Annotated in this window: 14 protein-coding genes; 8 read left to right on the top strand and 6 right to left on the bottom strand. The window is 49.9% G+C overall.

What is annotated here, in order from left to right:
• Positions 1–2: 2 nt before the first annotated feature.
• On the bottom strand, positions 3–1,259 hold the full coding sequence (locus G3M70_08210) for a DNA repair exonuclease (GenBank protein ID QPJ61858.1): 1,257 nt from the start codon (positions 1,257–1,259) through the stop codon (positions 3–5).
• A gap of 88 nt (positions 1,260–1,347) precedes the next feature.
• Positions 1,348–1,758 (bottom strand): hypothetical protein, encoded by a 411-nt coding sequence (locus G3M70_08205; GenBank protein QPJ61857.1) that lies wholly within the window; start codon positions 1,756–1,758, stop codon positions 1,348–1,350.
• 56 nt (positions 1,759–1,814) lie between these two features.
• Between G3M70_08205 and G3M70_08200 the strand changes: the two genes are divergently transcribed.
• Together G3M70_08200 and G3M70_08195 are read left to right on the top strand one after the other, a co-directional pair.
• The gene (locus G3M70_08200; GenBank protein ID QPJ63758.1) at positions 1,815–3,026 is read left to right on the top strand and encodes an aldo/keto reductase; all 1,212 of its coding nucleotides are present in this window, start codon (positions 1,815–1,817) and stop codon (positions 3,024–3,026) included.
• Positions 3,027–3,291: 265 nt separating this feature from the next.
• Positions 3,292–4,383 carry a response regulator gene (locus tag G3M70_08195; GenBank protein QPJ61856.1) on the top strand — a complete coding sequence of 364 codons (1,092 nt, stop codon included), beginning with the start codon at positions 3,292–3,294 and terminating at the stop codon, positions 4,381–4,383.
• 9 nt (positions 4,384–4,392) lie between these two features.
• Here G3M70_08195 and G3M70_08190 read toward each other — a convergent pair whose 3' ends face one another.
• Positions 4,393–7,560, bottom strand: a complete 3,168-nt coding sequence (locus tag G3M70_08190) for a tetratricopeptide repeat protein (GenBank protein ID QPJ63757.1) — start codon at positions 7,558–7,560, stop codon at positions 4,393–4,395.
• A gap of 327 nt (positions 7,561–7,887) precedes the next feature.
• On the opposite strand from G3M70_08190, the gene G3M70_08185 reads away from it, so the two are divergent.
• Positions 7,888–8,721: a hypothetical protein gene (locus G3M70_08185; protein ID QPJ63756.1), complete on the top strand. Its 834-nt coding sequence runs from the start codon at positions 7,888–7,890 to the stop codon at positions 8,719–8,721.
• 110 nt (positions 8,722–8,831) lie between these two features.
• Here G3M70_08185 and G3M70_08180 read toward each other — a convergent pair whose 3' ends face one another.
• Both G3M70_08180 and G3M70_08175 read right to left on the bottom strand, forming a co-directional pair.
• On the bottom strand, positions 8,832–9,185 hold the full coding sequence (locus tag G3M70_08180) for a hypothetical protein (protein QPJ61855.1): 354 nt from the start codon (positions 9,183–9,185) through the stop codon (positions 8,832–8,834).
• Between the two features lie 107 nt (positions 9,186–9,292).
• Entirely contained in the window at positions 9,293–10,042 is a 750-nt protein-coding gene (locus G3M70_08175) for a Nif3-like dinuclear metal center hexameric protein (GenBank protein QPJ63755.1), read from the bottom strand.
• 41 nt (positions 10,043–10,083) lie between these two features.
• On the opposite strand from G3M70_08175, the gene G3M70_08170 reads away from it, so the two are divergent.
• From G3M70_08170 to G3M70_08160, 3 genes are all read left to right on the top strand, one after another.
• Entirely contained in the window at positions 10,084–11,043 is a 960-nt protein-coding gene (locus tag G3M70_08170; GenBank protein QPJ61854.1) for an ABC transporter permease, read from the top strand.
• A 2-nt stretch (positions 11,044–11,045) separates the two neighbouring features.
• Positions 11,046–12,020 (top strand): ABC transporter permease, encoded by a 975-nt coding sequence (locus G3M70_08165; protein ID QPJ61853.1) that lies wholly within the window; start codon positions 11,046–11,048, stop codon positions 12,018–12,020.
• 109 nt (positions 12,021–12,129) lie between these two features.
• Positions 12,130–14,076, top strand: a complete 1,947-nt coding sequence (locus tag G3M70_08160; protein QPJ61852.1) for an ATP-binding cassette domain-containing protein — start codon at positions 12,130–12,132, stop codon at positions 14,074–14,076.
• Between the two features lie 12 nt (positions 14,077–14,088).
• Here G3M70_08160 and G3M70_08155 read toward each other — a convergent pair whose 3' ends face one another.
• Positions 14,089–16,014, bottom strand: coding sequence for an SH3 domain-containing protein (locus G3M70_08155; GenBank protein ID QPJ61851.1), 1,926 nt, complete (start codon positions 16,012–16,014; stop codon positions 14,089–14,091).
• Positions 16,015–16,351: 337 nt separating this feature from the next.
• Here G3M70_08155 and G3M70_08150 point away from each other — a divergent pair, with 337 nt between their 5' ends.
• Entirely contained in the window at positions 16,352–16,645 is a 294-nt protein-coding gene (locus tag G3M70_08150; protein ID QPJ61850.1) for an XRE family transcriptional regulator, read from the top strand.
• A gap of 372 nt (positions 16,646–17,017) precedes the next feature.
• On the top strand, positions 17,018–18,454 hold the full coding sequence (locus G3M70_08145; GenBank protein QPJ61849.1) for a response regulator: 1,437 nt from the start codon (positions 17,018–17,020) through the stop codon (positions 18,452–18,454).
• Positions 18,455–18,457: the final 3 nt, after the last annotated feature.

Here is an 18,457-nt window from a genome sequence, read left to right as displayed (position 1 = left end):
GGTCAGCCCACCTCATCGGTCAGGTGGAGGCGGTCGAGCGTCAAATCCCGTGCCTCTTCCAGCAATTCTTTCAAGTCTTCTTCGCTGAGCGAATCCAGCGCAGCTTTGCCTTTCCATTGCGAAAAAAGATCCGCGACTACATCCCTGAGTTCATCTTCCGGTGCTGTGAGGGTTTCATCATAAAGAGAAATCAAATCGGCAAAAAAATCCTTACCCTCGCGCAGAGCCTCCAGATTGTGCAGTCCCCGGGTATGGTCGACCAGCTCAATTGAAAGTTCACGATTGCCGAAGCTATCGGCCAACTCAGAGGCAATATCGGCCAAAGCTCCGTCCTGTTGCCATTCCATGCGTAACCCGGTGCGACCCGTAAGCAACAGACGCAAAACAACGCTCCGGTCCCCGGCTCCATTCATCAGAGTCTGCAGACCATCACGCGCCGCCTGCATCATTTTTTCGAGGTTGGTGATTCCAGTGAGATCCAGATTCAACGTTGAAAACCGTACCGCATCAGTGGCAACAAACTCGATGTCGGGCTCGCTCTTCTCCCGCAGTGTTACCAGACAGCAGCCCTTGGGCTCCGCCTCTTTAAAATGGCGAGCCTGGGAATTTCCGCAATAAACGACCGCCGGATTTGCGGCAGACAAAACTTCGCGTTTATGAATGTGACCCAGAGCCCAGTAATCCATACCATCTGATTTCAAATCGTCGAGGTTGCAGGGAGCATAGCTGTCATGGTCTGTATTACCGCCGACGTTGGCGTGCAGGAGGCCGATGTTGAAACCATCGCGCGGGGTTACCTTAAACCGTTTCGCCAGGTTCTCCTGGACATCGCGCTGAGGAAAGCTGATGCCATAGATCTGCGCCAGGGCGCGCCCATCCTTGATTACCGGAAAACATTCAACCTGCTCTCCGGAAAAAACGGTCACCCCTTCCGGGAAACTGAGGGCTCGTGACCAGGAGTCGAGCGGGTCGTGATTGCCGTTGACAATAAAGGAGGGAATACCCGCCTGGGACAACTGGCTCAACCCTTCGCGGAATTTGAATTGGGCGCGGAGGCTTCGGTCGGCACCATCAAAAATATCACCGGAGATGAAAACCGCATCGACTTTTTCCTTGAGCGCGAGCTTCACAATATTGAGCCAGGCTTTGGAGGTCCCCTCCCTCAATTTAGCTGCAAGGGCAGAGTCTGATTGCATGATCCCTTTGAACGGGCTGTCGATATGCAGGTCAGAGCAATGTATGAAGCGGAATTCGTTCATGAATTATTTCTTTCCAAATATCCTTAAAACTTTTAATCTTCCTGGCTGCGCCTCCCCCTAAATTAGAGGGAAAAAATATCCAATGGTACTAAAACAATTTTTTTTGAATTGCGTGATAGGCATCGTTTAACTCCCGGGTGCGCAGACGTGCCTGTTCCTTTGTTTGCGGGTCGTCCGCATAGTGCCCCATATGAACTTCCTTTAACTTCTGCTTCCAGGCCCGGCGCACCTGATTCAGGTTGGCGGTATGTACCACACCCAGCGCTTCATAACAGGGTGAGAGATCCTCTTCCCGGTTTTCTGGAGGTACCGGGATATCAGTCGACGCCACCTTTGAATCGTGTGCCGTTTCCTTGTCCGGGCTGCTTTCCCTACCCAAAAGATTTTTCAGTGCCTTCCACATAGTCGCATCGTAAAATCTGCCATGGCTCCTGTCAAACCCTGTGACGCAAAATACCTTGTTTTTACATTGACCCACCCCCTGTAAATTGCCTAGCATGTTGGACTATGGACTCCAACCCCTTCACTCCAACATCCCCTGCCGGCACACCACAAATGGAATACCGGCGCTTTGGTAAAACCGGTGAGTCCATATCCGTATTAACTCTGGGAGGAATGCGGTTCACTCACGGATGGGATCCACCTCGAAGCCACCTGCCGAAAACCTCTATTGACAACGCTGTCCAAACGGTTCGTCATGCCTTGGATGTTGGCATTAACCACATTGAAACGGCACATGGGTATATGAAGAGTGAGCATCTGTTCGGTCTCGCGCTGGACGAATTAAAAGTTCCCAGGGAACAATACAAAATGATGACGAAGGGCGCTCCCATGACAGCTGACGATACCTTCAGGCTGGTTGAGGAACAACTGCAAACTCTTCGGTTGGACTATATCGACTTTTATGGATGGCATGGCATTAATAACGAAGAACGCCTGAATGCGGCCTGCAAAGCCGGTGGCCCGGTAGAGGCTCTTTTAAAGCTTCGGGAACAGGGATTGATACGTCACATTGGTTTTTCCACACACGCTCCGCTGAATATTTTGATGAAAGCTATCGAAACCGACCTGTTCAGTTTCGTCAATCTCCATTTCTATTATTTTTTCCAGCACAATCTTCCGGCAGTAAAACTGGCTGGTTCAAAAGATATGGGGATTCTCATCATTTCGCCAAATGACAAAGGGGGGCAGTTGTGGAATCCCTCGCAAAAAGTAGAAGAACTTTGTTCTCCTCAGTCAGCCACTCAATTTAACGGACGGTTTTGCCTGAGTCATCCCGAAGTCACCACCCTCACGCTCGGCATGCATGCTACGGAACATTTTGATTCCAACCTCAGGATGCTTGAAAACCATCAGTATTCAAGTGAGACCGATCAAGAAATCAAGGCACGGTTGGATCAACCTCTTGAGCAATTAAATTCGCGCTGCACTTATTGCCTGGAGTGCCTGCCATGCCCGGAGAACATAAACATCCCGGAAGTACTCCGTTTCCGCAATATGCTGGTTGCGTATGACATGCGCTCTTTTGGAAAGTACCGTTACAACATGCTCGAAAGAAAAGGACACTGGTTTCCCGGCGAGTTTGCATCCCATTGCACTCAATGTGGAGATTGTCTTCCACGATGCCCTGAGAACCTGGATATTCCCCGCCTTTTAAAAGAAACTCACCACAGGCTATTCAATCCCAGGCTTTGGATTAAAAATAAACTATTCGATTGGTTCGGCGGTATCTGGAAAATATTGAAACGAATCCTGAAAAAATACTGATTAAAAAACCAGATTTAAAACCCTCCCTCATCCGAATTTTTTTATCGGAAATATGCTTTTCAGGCCTATAAATAGCCTCAATCGGGAAATGTAATTTTACTTTTCCAATATAAATTTCAATTCAAAAAATTTTAAATAAAAATCTGCTTTGAAATATTGACCGTTGGGCTTTTTCCCCTTTTACTAAAAGTAACAACTATGCATCCAGCAGAAAGACTCTTTAAAAAAATTTTGCCACAACTTTAAAAAAATAATCCATTAAAAAATGTTCTCGCACACCAAAACCTCTTCAAAATTTTTTAGTGCCAAAATTCTCATTGTAGATGACGAAATTGGTAATTTAAAAGTACTGAAACGCATGCTCAACAAGGTTGGGTACCAGAATATTTTAACTGCCCAGGGTGGGCAGGAAGGCGTTGACCTTTATACAAAGGAACAGCCGGACCTGATGGTTCTCGACTTGAAAATGCCGGGTTTAAATGGCATTGAAGTGATGAGTTGTCTTAAGAAAAAGTCTCCGGTAGACAGCTACCACCCCATCCTTGCCCTCACAGCACAACAAGATGAAGAAACCCGATTGGCTGCTTTGGAAAGTGGTGCCAAGGATTTCATCGCAAAACCATTTGACCTGGCCGAAATTCTGGCCCGCATCAACAATATGCTGGAAGTCCGGATGCTGCATAATGAAATACGCGAGCAAAACAAGTCTCTGGAACAAAGGGTTCAGGAACGCGCCCAGGAATTGGAAAAAACCCGTCAGGAAGTTCTGGATCGGCTGGGGAGAGCTTCAGAATACAGGGACAATGAAACCGGTATGCACGTCATCCGCATCGGCCTGTTTACAGAAACCCTGGCTCGGGAGGTAGGGCTACCCGACAGGGAATGCGAACTGTTATTGCAGGCAAGTCCATTACACGATGTTGGTAAAATTGGCATCCCCGACGAAATTCTTCTGAAACCGGGAAAACTGAACCACGAGGAATGGGAGATCATGAAAACCCATTGCAGGATCGGGGCGGAAATTCTTTCGGGAAGCAATTCGGATCTGTTAATGAAAGCTGAAGTGATTGCCCTCAACCATCATGAACGGTGGGCTGGAAATGGTTATCCAAATGGTCTCTCAGCAGAGGAAATTCCTCTGGAAGCCCGGATCGTTTCCATCTGCGATGTATTTGATGCGTTGACCAGTAAACGCCCCCACAGAAAGCCATGGTCCCCAGAGAAGGCAATGGAAGAAATCGAATCAAAAAGCGGAAAGCTGTTTGACCCCAAACTGGTCCAGGCATTTAAAAAGTGCCTGCCAAAGCTGGCTGAAATTGCCGATCAATACTCCGATGAAAACGAGTTTTATCCTTAAGAAGCTGGGCTAGGCGGCTTCCCTGGATTTGCCCTCTGACACACCTGATTTCTCCAGAATTCGTTTGCAATCCCGCAACATTTTGAGCGCTTTTCGATAGGTGTCGTCCTTTTCAATGACCTTTTCGAAATAGGGGATAGCCTTGTCACACTGAAGTGTTTTCGCCAACATTTCAGCCATCAGGTATTGGTAAGTGATATCGTCCGGATTGACCAGCTTGTAGTGAGCCCCAAGGGCCAGAACATCGCGAGGTCTGCCCAACCCCCGGTAACTGAACATTGCGCTTTGCAGGGCCTTTTCATGCAACTGGTCCGAATCCAGAACTTTCTTCGAGAATTCAAGAGCCCGGGTGTAGTCTTCCCGCATATTATAAAACTGCGCTGTGGCCAGGAGGAGTCCCGTATCATCCGGTGATTTACTTTGTTGCTGGAGAAGTTGGATAAAAGCAATTTGTTGCAACACGGAACGCATCTGCCGGGGATCTTTGCGCGTAGCCTCCTTCAGTAACTTCTGCGCTCCCTCATATTGGCCCAATTCCATCATGTTATAACCGAGGTACAGCATCGCGGCCGGATTATCCGGTACCCTTTCCCGTACACGCCTTAATATCATCGCGCTCTTTTCATATTCTCCCAACTGATACCAGGCATGACCCAACTCGACCATAGCTTCCAGGTTTTCTGGATCCTCTTCGATGGCAGCTAACAGTCGCGCCACCTGTTCGGTCCCGGCCTGAAGGTGATAGCGAATCAGTTCGTCATTTTCCACCAGATTGATGGCCTCCAGCAGGATTTTACGATTGCCATACATCACACCCCGTTGATAAAAATCCATTGCCTTGAAATAGTCCTTAAATCGCTGGCGGTTCTCCCTATCCATGTTCCTGATTCGGGACAAAATAGTCTCGCCTGGTGTCCGGTTAAAAATCAGCCGTTCCTGGCTGGCAACACCAATGACCGGGCCTTTATCAAGATAAAACTCCAGGGAGGGGTGGTTATCCGTTATAAGACTCTGGTTTTCAGACAAGCGATGGAGGTCTTCTTCGAAAAACCAGATATTAGATAGAAGAGCCTGCGCGTTTTCGATATACAGGCTGTCGAGGGCCAGCTTGATTACCGGATCATTCATCCGTTGTTGCAGTTTTTTAAAATCAAGCTCGATAGGTTGATCAGAACCCACCAGCATGATCTCGTTGGCAACAGTTAAAAAAGCTATGGTGTGCGGGAAAACGGAAAGGAAAGTAGCAAAATTTTGATCTACTTCAGCTGCACTCTGGCTGTGAAGAGGCACCCACTGCACCATCAGTCCGCCAGGTTTCAAGCGGGCTCTGGCCATTTCGTAGTAATCCTGCGTGTACAAATTGACGGTGAATGCGGTTCTGGGGGGCGGCGGCTCACCGGTGATCACATCGTATTGCTTTCGCGTGGTCAACAGATGATTGCGCCCGTCCTGAATGATGATGTTGACTTTCGGGTTTTGGAGCACATTGTGGTTTTCCTGCCTGAACGCAGAACCCGCCTCGATCACACTTTTGGAAAGTTCCACCACATCGACCTGCCCCACACGCGGATGGAGCCCGGCGGCACCCGCAGTCTGGCCGGTACCAAAACAGATCACCAGCACTTCATCCGGGTTGTCCGACAAAAGCACAGGAACATGCGCTAATAATTTCATGTAGCGAGAGGCGATTTTGTTTGAAGCGGACATTGAAATACCGTTGGTGATCAAACGTTTTGCGTTCGGTTCCACTTGCCCCAGGGGATCCTGAAAAACGGCTACCGTATCGGTAATGCCTTCGGAAAAATGAAGGAGATGTTTAACGTCACGGTTTCCGGTACTGTCGCGCATGAAAAACCCGGTTAACATTTGATCCGGCAAAGCCAGATTCATTAAAAGAATCAAGGCTGCCATTCCAATGGTTAACACGCGGCGCATTTTGTGTGTGGCGTAGCTACCGGTGCGGAACAAAACCGGCACCATGAGGAGGTTGAGCGTGGCCACCAGAACCAGGCTGGCTTCAACGCCAAATCCGGGCAACAGGAAAAACCCGGCGACAAGAGAGCCGAGAATTGCGCCAAGAGTGTTGGCCGCGTAAATCTGCCCGGTACCGACACCAATATTTTTTTGATCACCGGCTGCCAGTTTTATCAGGATCGGAAAACTCATCCCGAGCAACAAGGTTGGTGGCAGCATCAGGGCTGCTGAATCAAAAAAATATGTAGAAAATGTGTTTAATGGTTTCTCCAGATTGTAACTGTTCCAGGGAGGAGACAAAATCTTTTGCATGTTAAATAAAGTCAACAAACTGTAAAACCCGACAAGCCCCTGAATCATAAGTAGTGGAGTCCGCAGGTTCTGCACTCGGTTCATGATTGGAACTGCCAGTCCGCTGCCGAGACTGATCCCGACTAGAAAGACAGCGAGCATAAGGCTGAATGCATACACGGTACTCGAAATACTGAACACCAGAAGCCGGGTCCACAACACCTCATAGGCCAGCGCGGTGAACCCGCAAACAAAACTGACCAACAGCCACAGTTGACTGTCTTTTGTCCATTTCAGTTTGGGAAGTGTGAGCCGTGGAAATTGAATGGTCCCGTTTTTACCCTCAGCTCTTTCCTGATACAACCGCCAGGTGCCCACCCCAATGGCAAGGTTGAGTGCCGCTGCAGCCAGAGCGGTCTCTAAAACACCAAAAGAAGCAATGAAGAAAAATCCGGTCAGCAAACAACCGGCTGCGGCTCCCAGTGTGTTCAGGGAGTAGAGCAATCCCACCTGGGTGTTCATTCGACTGTTATCGGTGACGTAATACCGGCTGATGATCGGGAGGGTGGCTCCCATCAACGCAGTGGGCAGAAAGATCAGGCCAAAAGACAGCACGGCCTTTAAACCATCCAACACCAGAGGAGACTCCGGCAACCAGTTGTGCATCCAACCATAAATAAAGTCAAACTCTGCAAACAATACGGACAACCCAGCCGCCATGATTCCGATACTGAGTTCAATAAAGGCGTAGGTCTTGAGAGCCGCCAGAGGTTCTTTGCCGGCATCCTGTTGATTTATCAAGCGGTCCATCGCATGGCCGAATACGTAGCTTCCAAATCCAAGCCCGGCCATAAAAGCAGAAAGCACCACCGAAACGGAATATACGGTGTGCCCGAATACCAGGGTCAACATCCGCGTCCAGATTATTTCGTAAACCAGGGCCGTAATCCCGGACAGGAAAAAAAACAGGTACATCAGGCGGGAAGAATGCGCTATTTCGGTTTGCCCGGGAAGCGCTTCCGACCCGGTAATTTCGTTGACTTTATCCATGGGTTTCAGTAATTTCTAGGAAGACCTACAACTATTCGGTATTCTGTTTTCAGGAGGTTCAGGACCCTCAACAGGTCCCCTATAGGCTTGTTTGTTTAAAAGATTAACATGTCCCGGGAGCCGGGGACATTATACCCTATCTCCAAATAGAGGATGTCCTCTACTCGGAGGAGATGAATTATGGAAGAAATAGACGAAAAAGCAATTGAAGAATCGGATCGCATTGATCACCCCTATGCAGACGAAAACAACGTCGAATGGACGGTTGAAGCCTGGGAGCGAGTGAAACACGCACCGGAATTCGTGCGTCCCGGTATCAGGAAGCTCATGGTCCAGCGAGCAGTAAAACGCGGCTACAAATATATCACCTCGGACTACCTCACTGAAATCCGCAACGAGTCCATGATGCTGGTTTCGAAACGGGTTAAACAATTCGGTTTCGAAGAATTGTCGATGGGCGCATTCGATGTGGCTAAACAAAAAATGTCTGAAAGTTCACGCAAGGTCGAGGTGATCGAAGAGATTGAAGATTTTCTTGCACTCAGGACAGAAAAGAAAGAAGACATCGTCGACAAGTTCAAAAACTATATGGAATCTGCGCCGACCATGGGGATGCCCTGGACCAAGGAAGCCATGGAGAAAATGGAAAAGGTCCCCCCCTTTGTACTCGGCATGGCCAAGCAGACCATTGAAGGACGCGCCCGGGAGCGCGGTGACAAAATGGTCACACCCGGAATTATCGAAGAAGTGTTCACCAACATCATGCCGGCATCTGCAAAAGAAGCCATGGGCATGGAAGTGACTGAGGAAGACAAGCAACGGGAAGCGCAGGAAGAGAACGCACCCCAGGAAGAACCGACTTTTGAGTTGCAGTGGGATGACGACGCAAAAGCCAAGGTCATGAAAATCCCGATCGCCTTCATCCGCGACATGGGCGTCAAACGTATTGAAGCTGAAGTCAAAAAAGAAAATGCGGACAGGGTGACAATGGAATTATTCGAAAAACATCGATTCACGTTTTAACAGGAGTTCACACATGACACTGCAACTTGATTGGACCATGATTTTGGGAGCATCACTCCTTGCCATCACCAGCCTGCTGATCTTCAACAGCAAACGCCAACCCGCAAAAATCAAACGGGATCATAACCGGCGCTGAATGTCTCAATCCCTGGCTTTTCCAACCGCCAGGGATTCAGTAAATTGTTCCCCCTCAGGGTTAACTCCTCCGCAACCACCTGATGGCCTTTGTGGTTCCAATGGCTGTCTATTGTCCATTTATGCCGTTGCCCTTCCCTGTTCCAGGATTCCTGAAATACCTCGGTTAAATCCAGAAACTCCAGACCAAGCCTCTCCGCTGTCTGTCGGGAATAATCATTGAACCGCGAAATGGATGTTATCGCGCCCTGCGTTTCAATCTGGGAAGGAAACCGCGCCGTGTTCATCACAAACAATAGTTTTGTTGAGGTTGGCTCCGGTTTGTCCAAAGGAAAACGGCGAATAGAACCAGGGAGGGGATTGTGACTAAAAAACTATTTTTGAGAAACTTTATCAAAGGGGTTTAATCGCAGGAAACATTTTTTGAATTTCCTGCTCACATACCGGTCGGATAATCGAGGAATACGGTCTCAACTCCAAATTGTTCTTTAAGGTGACGGCCCACTGCCTTCACACCCCCAGTCTCGGTTGCATAGTGCCCGGCAAACAGGAGCGCACAGCCTGCCTCTTCAGCTTCATGATACTGGTGGTTGGCCCCTTCTCCGGTGATATAACAATCAAGACCCGCTTCCACAGCCTGGTGAATCATGTCACCCGCCCCGCCAGTCACCAGACCGACCGTCTCCACTTCCCCCTGCCCGATCACTTTCACCGGTCCCGAAAGCTGCATCTCGAGTTTCCTGGCGATCTCCTTGACGGACTGCCTTGGAACCCGGCCTTTCAACCCGATCAACTGCCCTTCACATTCGCCAAAGGCTTCCACTTTTTCCAGACCCACCTGATCCGCGAGAGCCCGGTTATTGCCCAGTAAAGGGTGCATGTCCAGCGGCAGATGGGCTGAGTACAGGGCGATATCACCTTTAATCAGCGCTGCTAATTTCTGGTAATGCGGGCCACGTACCGATTGAAGTCCACCCCAGAACAGTCCATGATGCACAAACATCATCTGGCATCCGGCTTCCTTTGCCATTTTGATGGTAGCCAGGCAGGCATCGACGGCAAGCCCGACCTTGCGGATGGTCGCCTTGTTTTCTACTTGCAGCCCGTTGAGCGCTTTCGGATAATCCTTGATAGAATGGATTTCCAATAACCCGTCCAGGTATTGACTGATCTGGTGAATGTCCATGCCAGCCAGTATACCGGACTCCAGCTTCTGACCCAAGACACATGCTCGCGTTCATTCTTCGTAATATTGGCCAGCGTCTCATCCTGCTGGTGATCATTTCCATTCTGGCGCACACCATCGTACATCTGGCACCGGGTGAACCGAGTCTCGTCGACCCATCCAACCCCCGGATGAAAGCAGAGGACATCGAACGCATCCGCGCCGCGTTTCATCTCGATGACCCTTTGCATGTTCAATATTATTACTGGATGCGCGACCTGCTCAGCGGAGAACTGAAATCATTCAAGGACAATCAGCCTGTGCTGGAAAAAATCTGGTCCCGGTTTTTAAACTCTTTACCCTTGTTCATACTGGCAACACTCATCACATGGTGCGTTGCGTTTCCCTTTGGGATAGCCTCTGCCCTGAAACGCGGATCCACTTACGACAAAACCGGCACCTTTCTCTCCTATTTTCTGATTTCTTTTCCCGGTTTCTTCCTGTCGTCCCTGTTGATCATCTATATCGTCCAGACTTTTGATGTCCCCGTCATCAGTATGAGTACCTTTGGGTTGGAGGAAGCCAGCGCCTGGATCCGGATCAACGATCGCCTGTGGCACCTGACACTGCCCGCCATCATGACTGCCATTCTGGGGATCGCCGTGCTGTCGCGCTTTGTGCGTTCGCAGATGCAGGAGGTGGTTCATCATGATTACATTCGAACCGCACGAGCCAAGGGGCTGGATGAAGACACAGTGATTTACAAACACGCCCTGCGCAATGCCCTGCTTCCGTTCATCACCATGTTCGGATTGATGATCCCCGGTCTCATCAGCGGTTCGGTTATTTTCGAACAAATATTTGCATGGCCGGGCATGGGCAGGCTTGGTTACGATGCCATTTTGTCGCGCGATTTTCCGGTCATCCTGACCCTCAATTTAATCGCTGCCGTCCTGACACTGGTGGGGACTCTCGTTTCCGACCTTTTATATGCGCTGGCTGATCCGCGCATCAAGTTTTGAGGATGCCGACCATGGATGCAACCCTGTCTCAGGATGAACTCAAACCACACTTGACTCCAGGAGAAGAGCGCTGGGCCGTGTTCAGCCGAAATCGTTGGGCCCTGTTTAGTGGTTGGTTTCTGATTGCCCTGTTTGTCATCGCATTGCTGGGAAAAGTCCTGACGGCAGGAATGGACCCGGTGGTTGATTCCTCGACGGTACGACTCACACAGAAAATGCTGCCTCCGCTTTCACCCTATAACCCTGAAACCGTTTCAGAAGAAGATGCCCCTCTGTTCGGCATGTACCTCCTCGGCACCGATGATTTTGGCCGCGACCTGTTTGCCCGCATGCTGGAAGGGACCTTCGTTTCGCTCACTGTAGGTTTTGTCGCCGTCGGTATTTCGGTCACTGTCGGTATTTTTCTTGGTGGCCTGGCAGGTTTTTATGGACGTGTAAAACTCGGCTTCCTCACGGTCGACACGATCATCATGCGGTTTGTTGATATCATGCTCTGCTTTCCCACCTTTTTTTTAATCCTGACGGTGGTTGCCCTTTTGCCTCCCAGCATTTATAACATCATGATCGTTATCGGCCTGACAAGCTGGATGCAAACGACTCGTCTGGTGCGGGCGGATTTTCTCGCGCTGCGCGATCAGGATTTTGTTCTGGCGGCGCGTTCGCAAGCCATACCGGAATGGCGCATCATCTTTCTGCATTGTGTGCCGAACGCCATGGCGCCTGTTCTGGTCTCCGCCACTATCGGTGTTGCCACAGCGATCCTGACAGAATCCGCGCTGAGCTATCTGGGATTCGGTGTCCAGCCACCCGATGCCACCTGGGGCAATATTCTTGCCGATGGGAGGCCTCTGATATTCGACGCACCATGGCTGACATTCATTCCCGGCTTCACTATCCTGCTGGTGGTGCTGGCCTTCAATCTGTGCGGAGAAGGACTACGCGAAGCCTTCAATCCGAAACTCAGAGAGTCCCGTTAGCGCTCATTAAACTTTTTGTTTCTCTATTAATTTTATAACAGGCCGGTCGTGGGCCTCTTTTTTACAAGAGCCTCGCATTGGTCTGGAAAAAGGCACAAGGTAATTCTGAATGATAAAACTGAGTAATCTTGAAAAACGATACGGCCCAAAAATCCTGCTGAAGTCTGTCAACTTCCACTTAAGACCGGGCGATCGGGTTGGTCTCATCGGCGAAAATGGTATGGGCAAGACCACCCTGTTCCGCATCCTCACCAATAAGGAATCCTATGACGGCGGAAACGTTTCCCTGCGAAAGGGAGCTCGTATCGCTATGCTGGAACAGGAACTCAAGGATGAGGGCGGTACGGTTTTGGAGCGGGTTGTTCTGGGCGACGACCATTTTCGCAAAGTAAAAGAGGGGCTCGAGCAGTTACAGAACGATACGAAAGCACAGGAACATGATTCAGAAGCCTGGGCTCAGCGTTACGGCAACCTGCAGCATGAATTCGAACGCATGGGCGGCTACCACCGGGAAGCGACAGCCCAAACCATTCTTGCAGGCCTCGCTTTCAAAACAGACCAGATGAATCAACCGCTCGGGGAATTTTCCGGAGGCTGGAGGATGCGGGTTGAACTCGCCCGCCTTCTTCTCCAACAACCTGAAGTGTTGCTGCTGGACGAACCGACCAACCACCTCGACCTTGCCTCGGTGGTGTGGCTTGAATCTTTTTTAAAAAGTTATGAAGGCAGTCTCCTTTTGATTTCCCATGACCGTCGTTTCCTGAACAATCTGGTCACCCGCATCGCAGAACTCGACCGGGGCAACCTGACCCTCTATACCGGCAACTACGACGACTTTGAACGACTCAAGGCGGAACGCGCCGAACAACTGGAATCTCAGGCAGCCAACCAGCAAAGACGAGTGGCCGAGCTTGAACGGTTTATCGAACGCTTTCGAGCCAAGAACACCAAGGCGGCGCAAGCCAAGAGCAAGCAGAAAATCCTCGATAAGATGGAAAAAATTGAAACCACTTCCAGTTCCCGCACCGTCCGGTTCCGGTTTCCGCAACCGCCACGCATAGGTCGGATTGCACTGGACCTCGTAAAGGTTTCCAAATCATACGGAGACCTGACCGTCTATCAGGATTTTTCCATTCAACTGGAACGCGGCAGCAAAGTCGCCCTCGTCGGTGTAAATGGAGCGGGTAAATCCACTTTGATGAAACTGATGGCTGGCGTACTCCAACCCAACAAGGGTGAGGTGATCGAGGGCCACAATGTCACTCGCGCCTATTTTGCCCAGCACAATATGGAAACTCTAAAAGGAGATCGTACGGTAATCGAATCATTGGATGAAGTGGCGGGCAGCATGATGCTGACCAGAAAGCGCAGTATCCTCGGTGCGTTTTTATTCTCCGGCGACGATGTTGAAAAAAAGGTTTCCGTACTGTCTGGCGGTGAGAAAGCCAGACTGGCACTGGCTCGCCTGCTGGTTCATCCGGCACCTCTTCTGCTGGTCGACGAACCGACCAATCATCTCGATATCCGGTCCTGTGAAGTGTTGGCGGCGGCTCTTGCCGATTTCGACGGCACACTGGTCGCCATCTCACATGACCGGTTTTTCCTGGATGGCATCATTAATCAAGTGTGGGAAGTGGATGCGGGGAAAGTTCGTATCTATCACGGCAACTACACGGATTACGAGAGAGAAAAATCCAAACAGGCGGCAGCACAATCAAAGATCGATAAACAGGCCCGTGAAGCCAACAAATCAAAAGCCAAACAGGACAAACAAAGAAAACGCCGGGAAGCGGAAGAACGCAACAACCGCCACCGCAAACTGAAGCCCCTGAAAAAACGCCTGCTGGAAATCGAACCGCGACTGGAAAAGGTTCTTAAAGAAAAGGAAGATATCGAGAACAAACTCGGCGCATCCGATATCTATGACAATGAAAGAAAAGCAGACCTCAACACCCTGCTGGAAAAACAGGGGCAACTGACCAAGGAAGAACAAAAATTAATGCAGGAGTGGGACCAGTTGACCGCTGAAATCGAACCTCTCGAAGCCACGAGTTGATAGGTAAACCCTCTATCCCGCGTCTTTCAGGAAACCGGACCAGACGTAACCTTCCTTACCATCCTTTTTCACGATCACCCAGGGTTTGCCACTCAGCATAATCGTGGTTTCGCGCACCAGTTGCAGAGGTTCATCCCTCTCTGCTTTCGCAACCAGGGGAAACTTGGAACCCGGGCCGGATCGGATCGATAACATCTTTAGCCGGGTCATCACGGTTTTTCCTGTTGAGGTCTTCTGTGGTTCTGCAACGGGTTTCGGGGACTTCATAACAGGTTTCTCTGGAGCTTTGGCTTCAGGGGTTTCAACCTTCGGTTTCCGAACCTTTGCCACTTTCTCCGGCACCGTTGGTGCTGCCGGTTTCGATGGAGAAGGTATTTCCGGCTCGGCCAACTTCGGGGCACCTGGCTCTGCGGGCATTTTCACTCCCGCCGCTACTTTCTTCTCTGTAATTTCGGCAACCTGGTTTTCTATAAAAGGTCCCGATTGAAATTTTACAAAGACCGGATTCGACAAAAGCCGTCCGCCTTCCTCGGCCTCAATTTCCAGACGATAATAAACCGGTTCATTCAAATCGACTTCGAGGTCCCGCCATTTCCCCTGATAGGGCAGCGAAACCGTTTCCTGTTTTGCCAGCATCCCACTTCGAATAATATTGATTTTTGCCGCAGTTTCCTTGCCTCCTGTGGAGCTGATAGCCATGGAAATTTCCGGAAAATCGCCCGAGATCAGGGTGCCACCTGCACCCACCTGTCGTCCGCGGGTTCCGTCGGCGACAACGAACGCATCCAGAGACAACCGGCTCGATTCATTGGGTTGCGTCACCGCATACATCTGGCCGAGGCGCATGGCTTTTAAGACCGACGCCGTATCCTTGGTATCGACCTGAACCACGGTCCGTACTTCGCCCAGCTTATGTCCTTCCTGATCCTCGCAATGGTAATCGTTGGCACCGTAGCCCCAAACCGGATGTGCCCTTTGGTCGTCCAGATACTGGGTCAACGTCTGATCCCATTCCTTCCCAGGGGCGCTGGCCGGTACCGGCTTGTCATCCAGCGCCTGAAAACCGGTGTAGTTGTGAGTCAACAGCAGATCTTCGGGATGAAGAGGAGTGGACAACTGCATACTGCCTGCTTTGCGTTCACCATTGGCGGCGGGTGATTCCAGATGGTTCCAGAAAATCAAACCTCCAAGCTCATTGGCATAATCAATGGTTTCTTTATAAGGTGCGACCCCTGCATCGCCATGGTAGGCATCGAAAGGAGAGCTCCTGAAAGGATGCGCATTAAATGCCAGAACTCCCATCAACACAGCCGCTGTCATTGAAAGTCTTGGCTTCCTTTTTATGACGAACAGCACCAGGAAGAAAATAGTGCCTCCAACATATGCGAAAAAAGGCCAGTAAAATCTGGAAGCATACCTTGAGGAGGCGTTGCTGTTGAGAGCGGGCAATTGTTCATATTGATCTGGGGAATTGAGCCCGACCACCAGCAGATGCTTGTCCCAGTTGTGCGCCACCAGATTGTTGTCCAGGGGGCTGCCGGTCCAGTAATAAAACGGGGCCGTTTCCACCCCCGGTATGATGAGAACTTTTGGAAAACTTTCATTGACCTGCCGAATTTCAGCCAGGTACGTGGTCGCCCCACTTTCCAGAATCGAGGGACCGCTTTCCTTTTTTTTCAGAATTCGTTCCAGTGGTGGGAAACCATATTCCAGCGAAACCTGATCATGATCGGCAATCACCATCCCCTGGATGCCACGATGCTGGGCCAACTCAGCCAGATTCTCGATCGACAAACACCCGTCGCTGAACTTGGATTTCACATCTATCACCAGATCAAGCGGAATAGCCTGTGCTTTAACAGGCAGGATCAGCATTACGGCGACGAGTAACCCGACAATTGAAACCGGTATTTTTAACCTGGGACTGTTACGGATCATTTTTGGCGGCAGGAGATTGAATTTTTTATCGTTCGTGCAACACCGGAATGGCGCCACAAGGAATAGATCTCTATGTTAGCATTTTCTAAAGGTTGCGGCTAACAGGTTGCTGAAAAAGTCTTTATTGCGAGTTCTTCCCTGATTGTCTCATTCAAGAACGCGAATAGAGGTTCTTGAGAAGGCGTGACAAGCAGTTCTTGCAAAACCTCTCAAACTTGAAAGCCTTTATTAGGATTGGGCCTTGAAAATTGAATCGCTGTGTCATATATGGCACATTCGAATATGGTCCGGCCTAAAAAGAAAATCATTGCCGAATTAAAAAAACACTTAAAGACGAATGAGCAAAAAACCCAAAAACAAGCAAATCGGATCATCTTTCGATGATTTCCTTGGAGAGCAGGGAATTCTTGAAGAATGCGAGCACCAGGCCATTAAAGAAATTCTGGCCGATCAGGTACGCAAAGCCATGGAAGAAAACCGAATTTCCAAAACGGCCATGGCCGATCGCATGCAAACCAGTCGGCGGCAGTTGGACCGTTTACTGGACCCGGAAACGCCTAATGTGACACTTGCCACCATGGCGAAAGCCGCTCGGGCTGTTGGCCGGGAACTTCACATAGCACTGGTGTAGATTCAATATTATGGGGTCACCCATTAGCAGTATCCGTATCAAGGAATGAGCATGTCCCTTAGCTTCCAACAGACCATTCTACTGAAGTTGTTTTCTTTTAAATAAGCCGGAGTTTTTTATTACGCGTTCTGGTTCTTGTTCTGATGGATGTCGTTCCTTTCAGGAAACGCATTAGCCACCCATCTGGATCAAATCTGATGGTAAGTAAAGACCAACCCCTTCGCGAACTAACTGCCGTATCCCATTACAAAAAGTCTCAGGCAGAGCAGTATGGGTTTGCAAATCACCGCTTTTCGGATATGGCAATTCGTATGTTATAATTCAAATGGTTAAGTAGCAGCATCTATCTTTCCCATCAATGCCCAAACCCTTATGACATCCAGAATCCTGGTCGCTGACGACAGCCCCACCATCCAGAAGATTGTTGCCCTGGCATTTGAAAACGAGGACATGGAAGTGAAGGGCGCTGCAAATGGACAGGAAGCCTGGGGAATGCTGGACCAGTTTAATCCCGATATTGTGATGGCGGATGTTGAGCTTCCCGGAATTACCGGCTTTGAACTCAGCCGAAAAATCAAAAGCTCTGCGGACCATCAAAAGCGATGGGTTATTCTGCTCTCCAGCGATTTCGAAGAATTCGATGAAAAGGCGTTTGAAGCCTGCGCTGCCGAAGACCATCTTTCAAAACCTTTCAAATCTGAAGACATCGTTTCAAAGGTCCAGCAGATGTTGTCGGGTGAAGGCATCCCAAATACTTTGGACGTCGTTGAAGAAGAATCAAACACCTCGGCCAATGAATCTGCCCCATTGAACCTTTCCGCCGAAGATATGGAGGGTTACCAGGAGCCGGTTGCTTTATCAGCGGATGATATGGAAAGCCAGGCAGAGGAAGAAGCAATCGGATTGTCTCCCGATGACCTTATCGATGAACTTTTAGAAGAAACACCAGAGCGGAAAGAACCTGAAACTGAAACGGAAACCGTACCTGAACCCGAGCCGGAACCCGAACCCGTTATTGAATTGAGTGCTGAAGACATCGCCACTGAAAATGAAGAACCCATTGTCGAACCCGTGGCTTTGTCCGAGGAAGACCTCTCGGAACCTGAGGAGACCGACACCCCACCATCGGAAACTGTAGAAGATGTAGTAGAAGAAGAAACGGAAAGTGTTTACTCCTATCGACTAACTGACGATCAGATGACCGATTTTGACGAATCCAGAATGCCGCCTGATACCGTTCCGACATCGAACCCCGAGCCCGAGGCCGTTGAACCCATGGCAACTGAAACAGAGGATCCAGATCCTGCTGAAAGCCCGCCGGAGGAACAGGAAGCAGGCGACACGACTTCACCTGAGTTTATTCTGGGAGAACCGCGTCGAGATCCGGACCCTGTTGAAGACCTTGAACAGGCATTTCAATCTGTCAGCGAAGTCAATCGTGAATCAATTCAGCAGACACCTTCACCAGTAGCGGAAACCGCCTCCACCGACGCAACACCTGACCTTATCAGGGAAAGCCAGGCCTTTCTGGCTGAACAAATGGGAACGGAGCCCGCAGCAAAAACAACTAAAAAATCGCCCCCTGTTCCGCCGGGTTTTGGTGAAGAACAAATGACGGAGGCCATGGTCCAGCACGCCGCCCGGGTATTAGAGGCCGGCCTCGACCGTAACCTGAAAAAAGAGCTTTCCGGTATTTCCGAACAGGTCAACAAGGTTGTGCGGGATGTGGTTCAGGAAATGGCTCCGGACATTATCCGCGAAGTCATCCGTCAGGAAATCCAGGAAATCCGTAAAACGCACCAGACTTGAACA

Origin of the sequence: Candidatus Nitronauta litoralis (assembly GCA_015698285.1) — a bacterium.
Classification (GTDB): Bacteria; Nitrospinota; Nitrospinia; order Nitrospinales; family Nitrospinaceae; genus Nitronauta; species Nitronauta litoralis.
The sequence above is the reverse complement of the archived record's forward strand: the minus strand, read 5'-3'. Positions and strand labels throughout refer to the sequence as shown.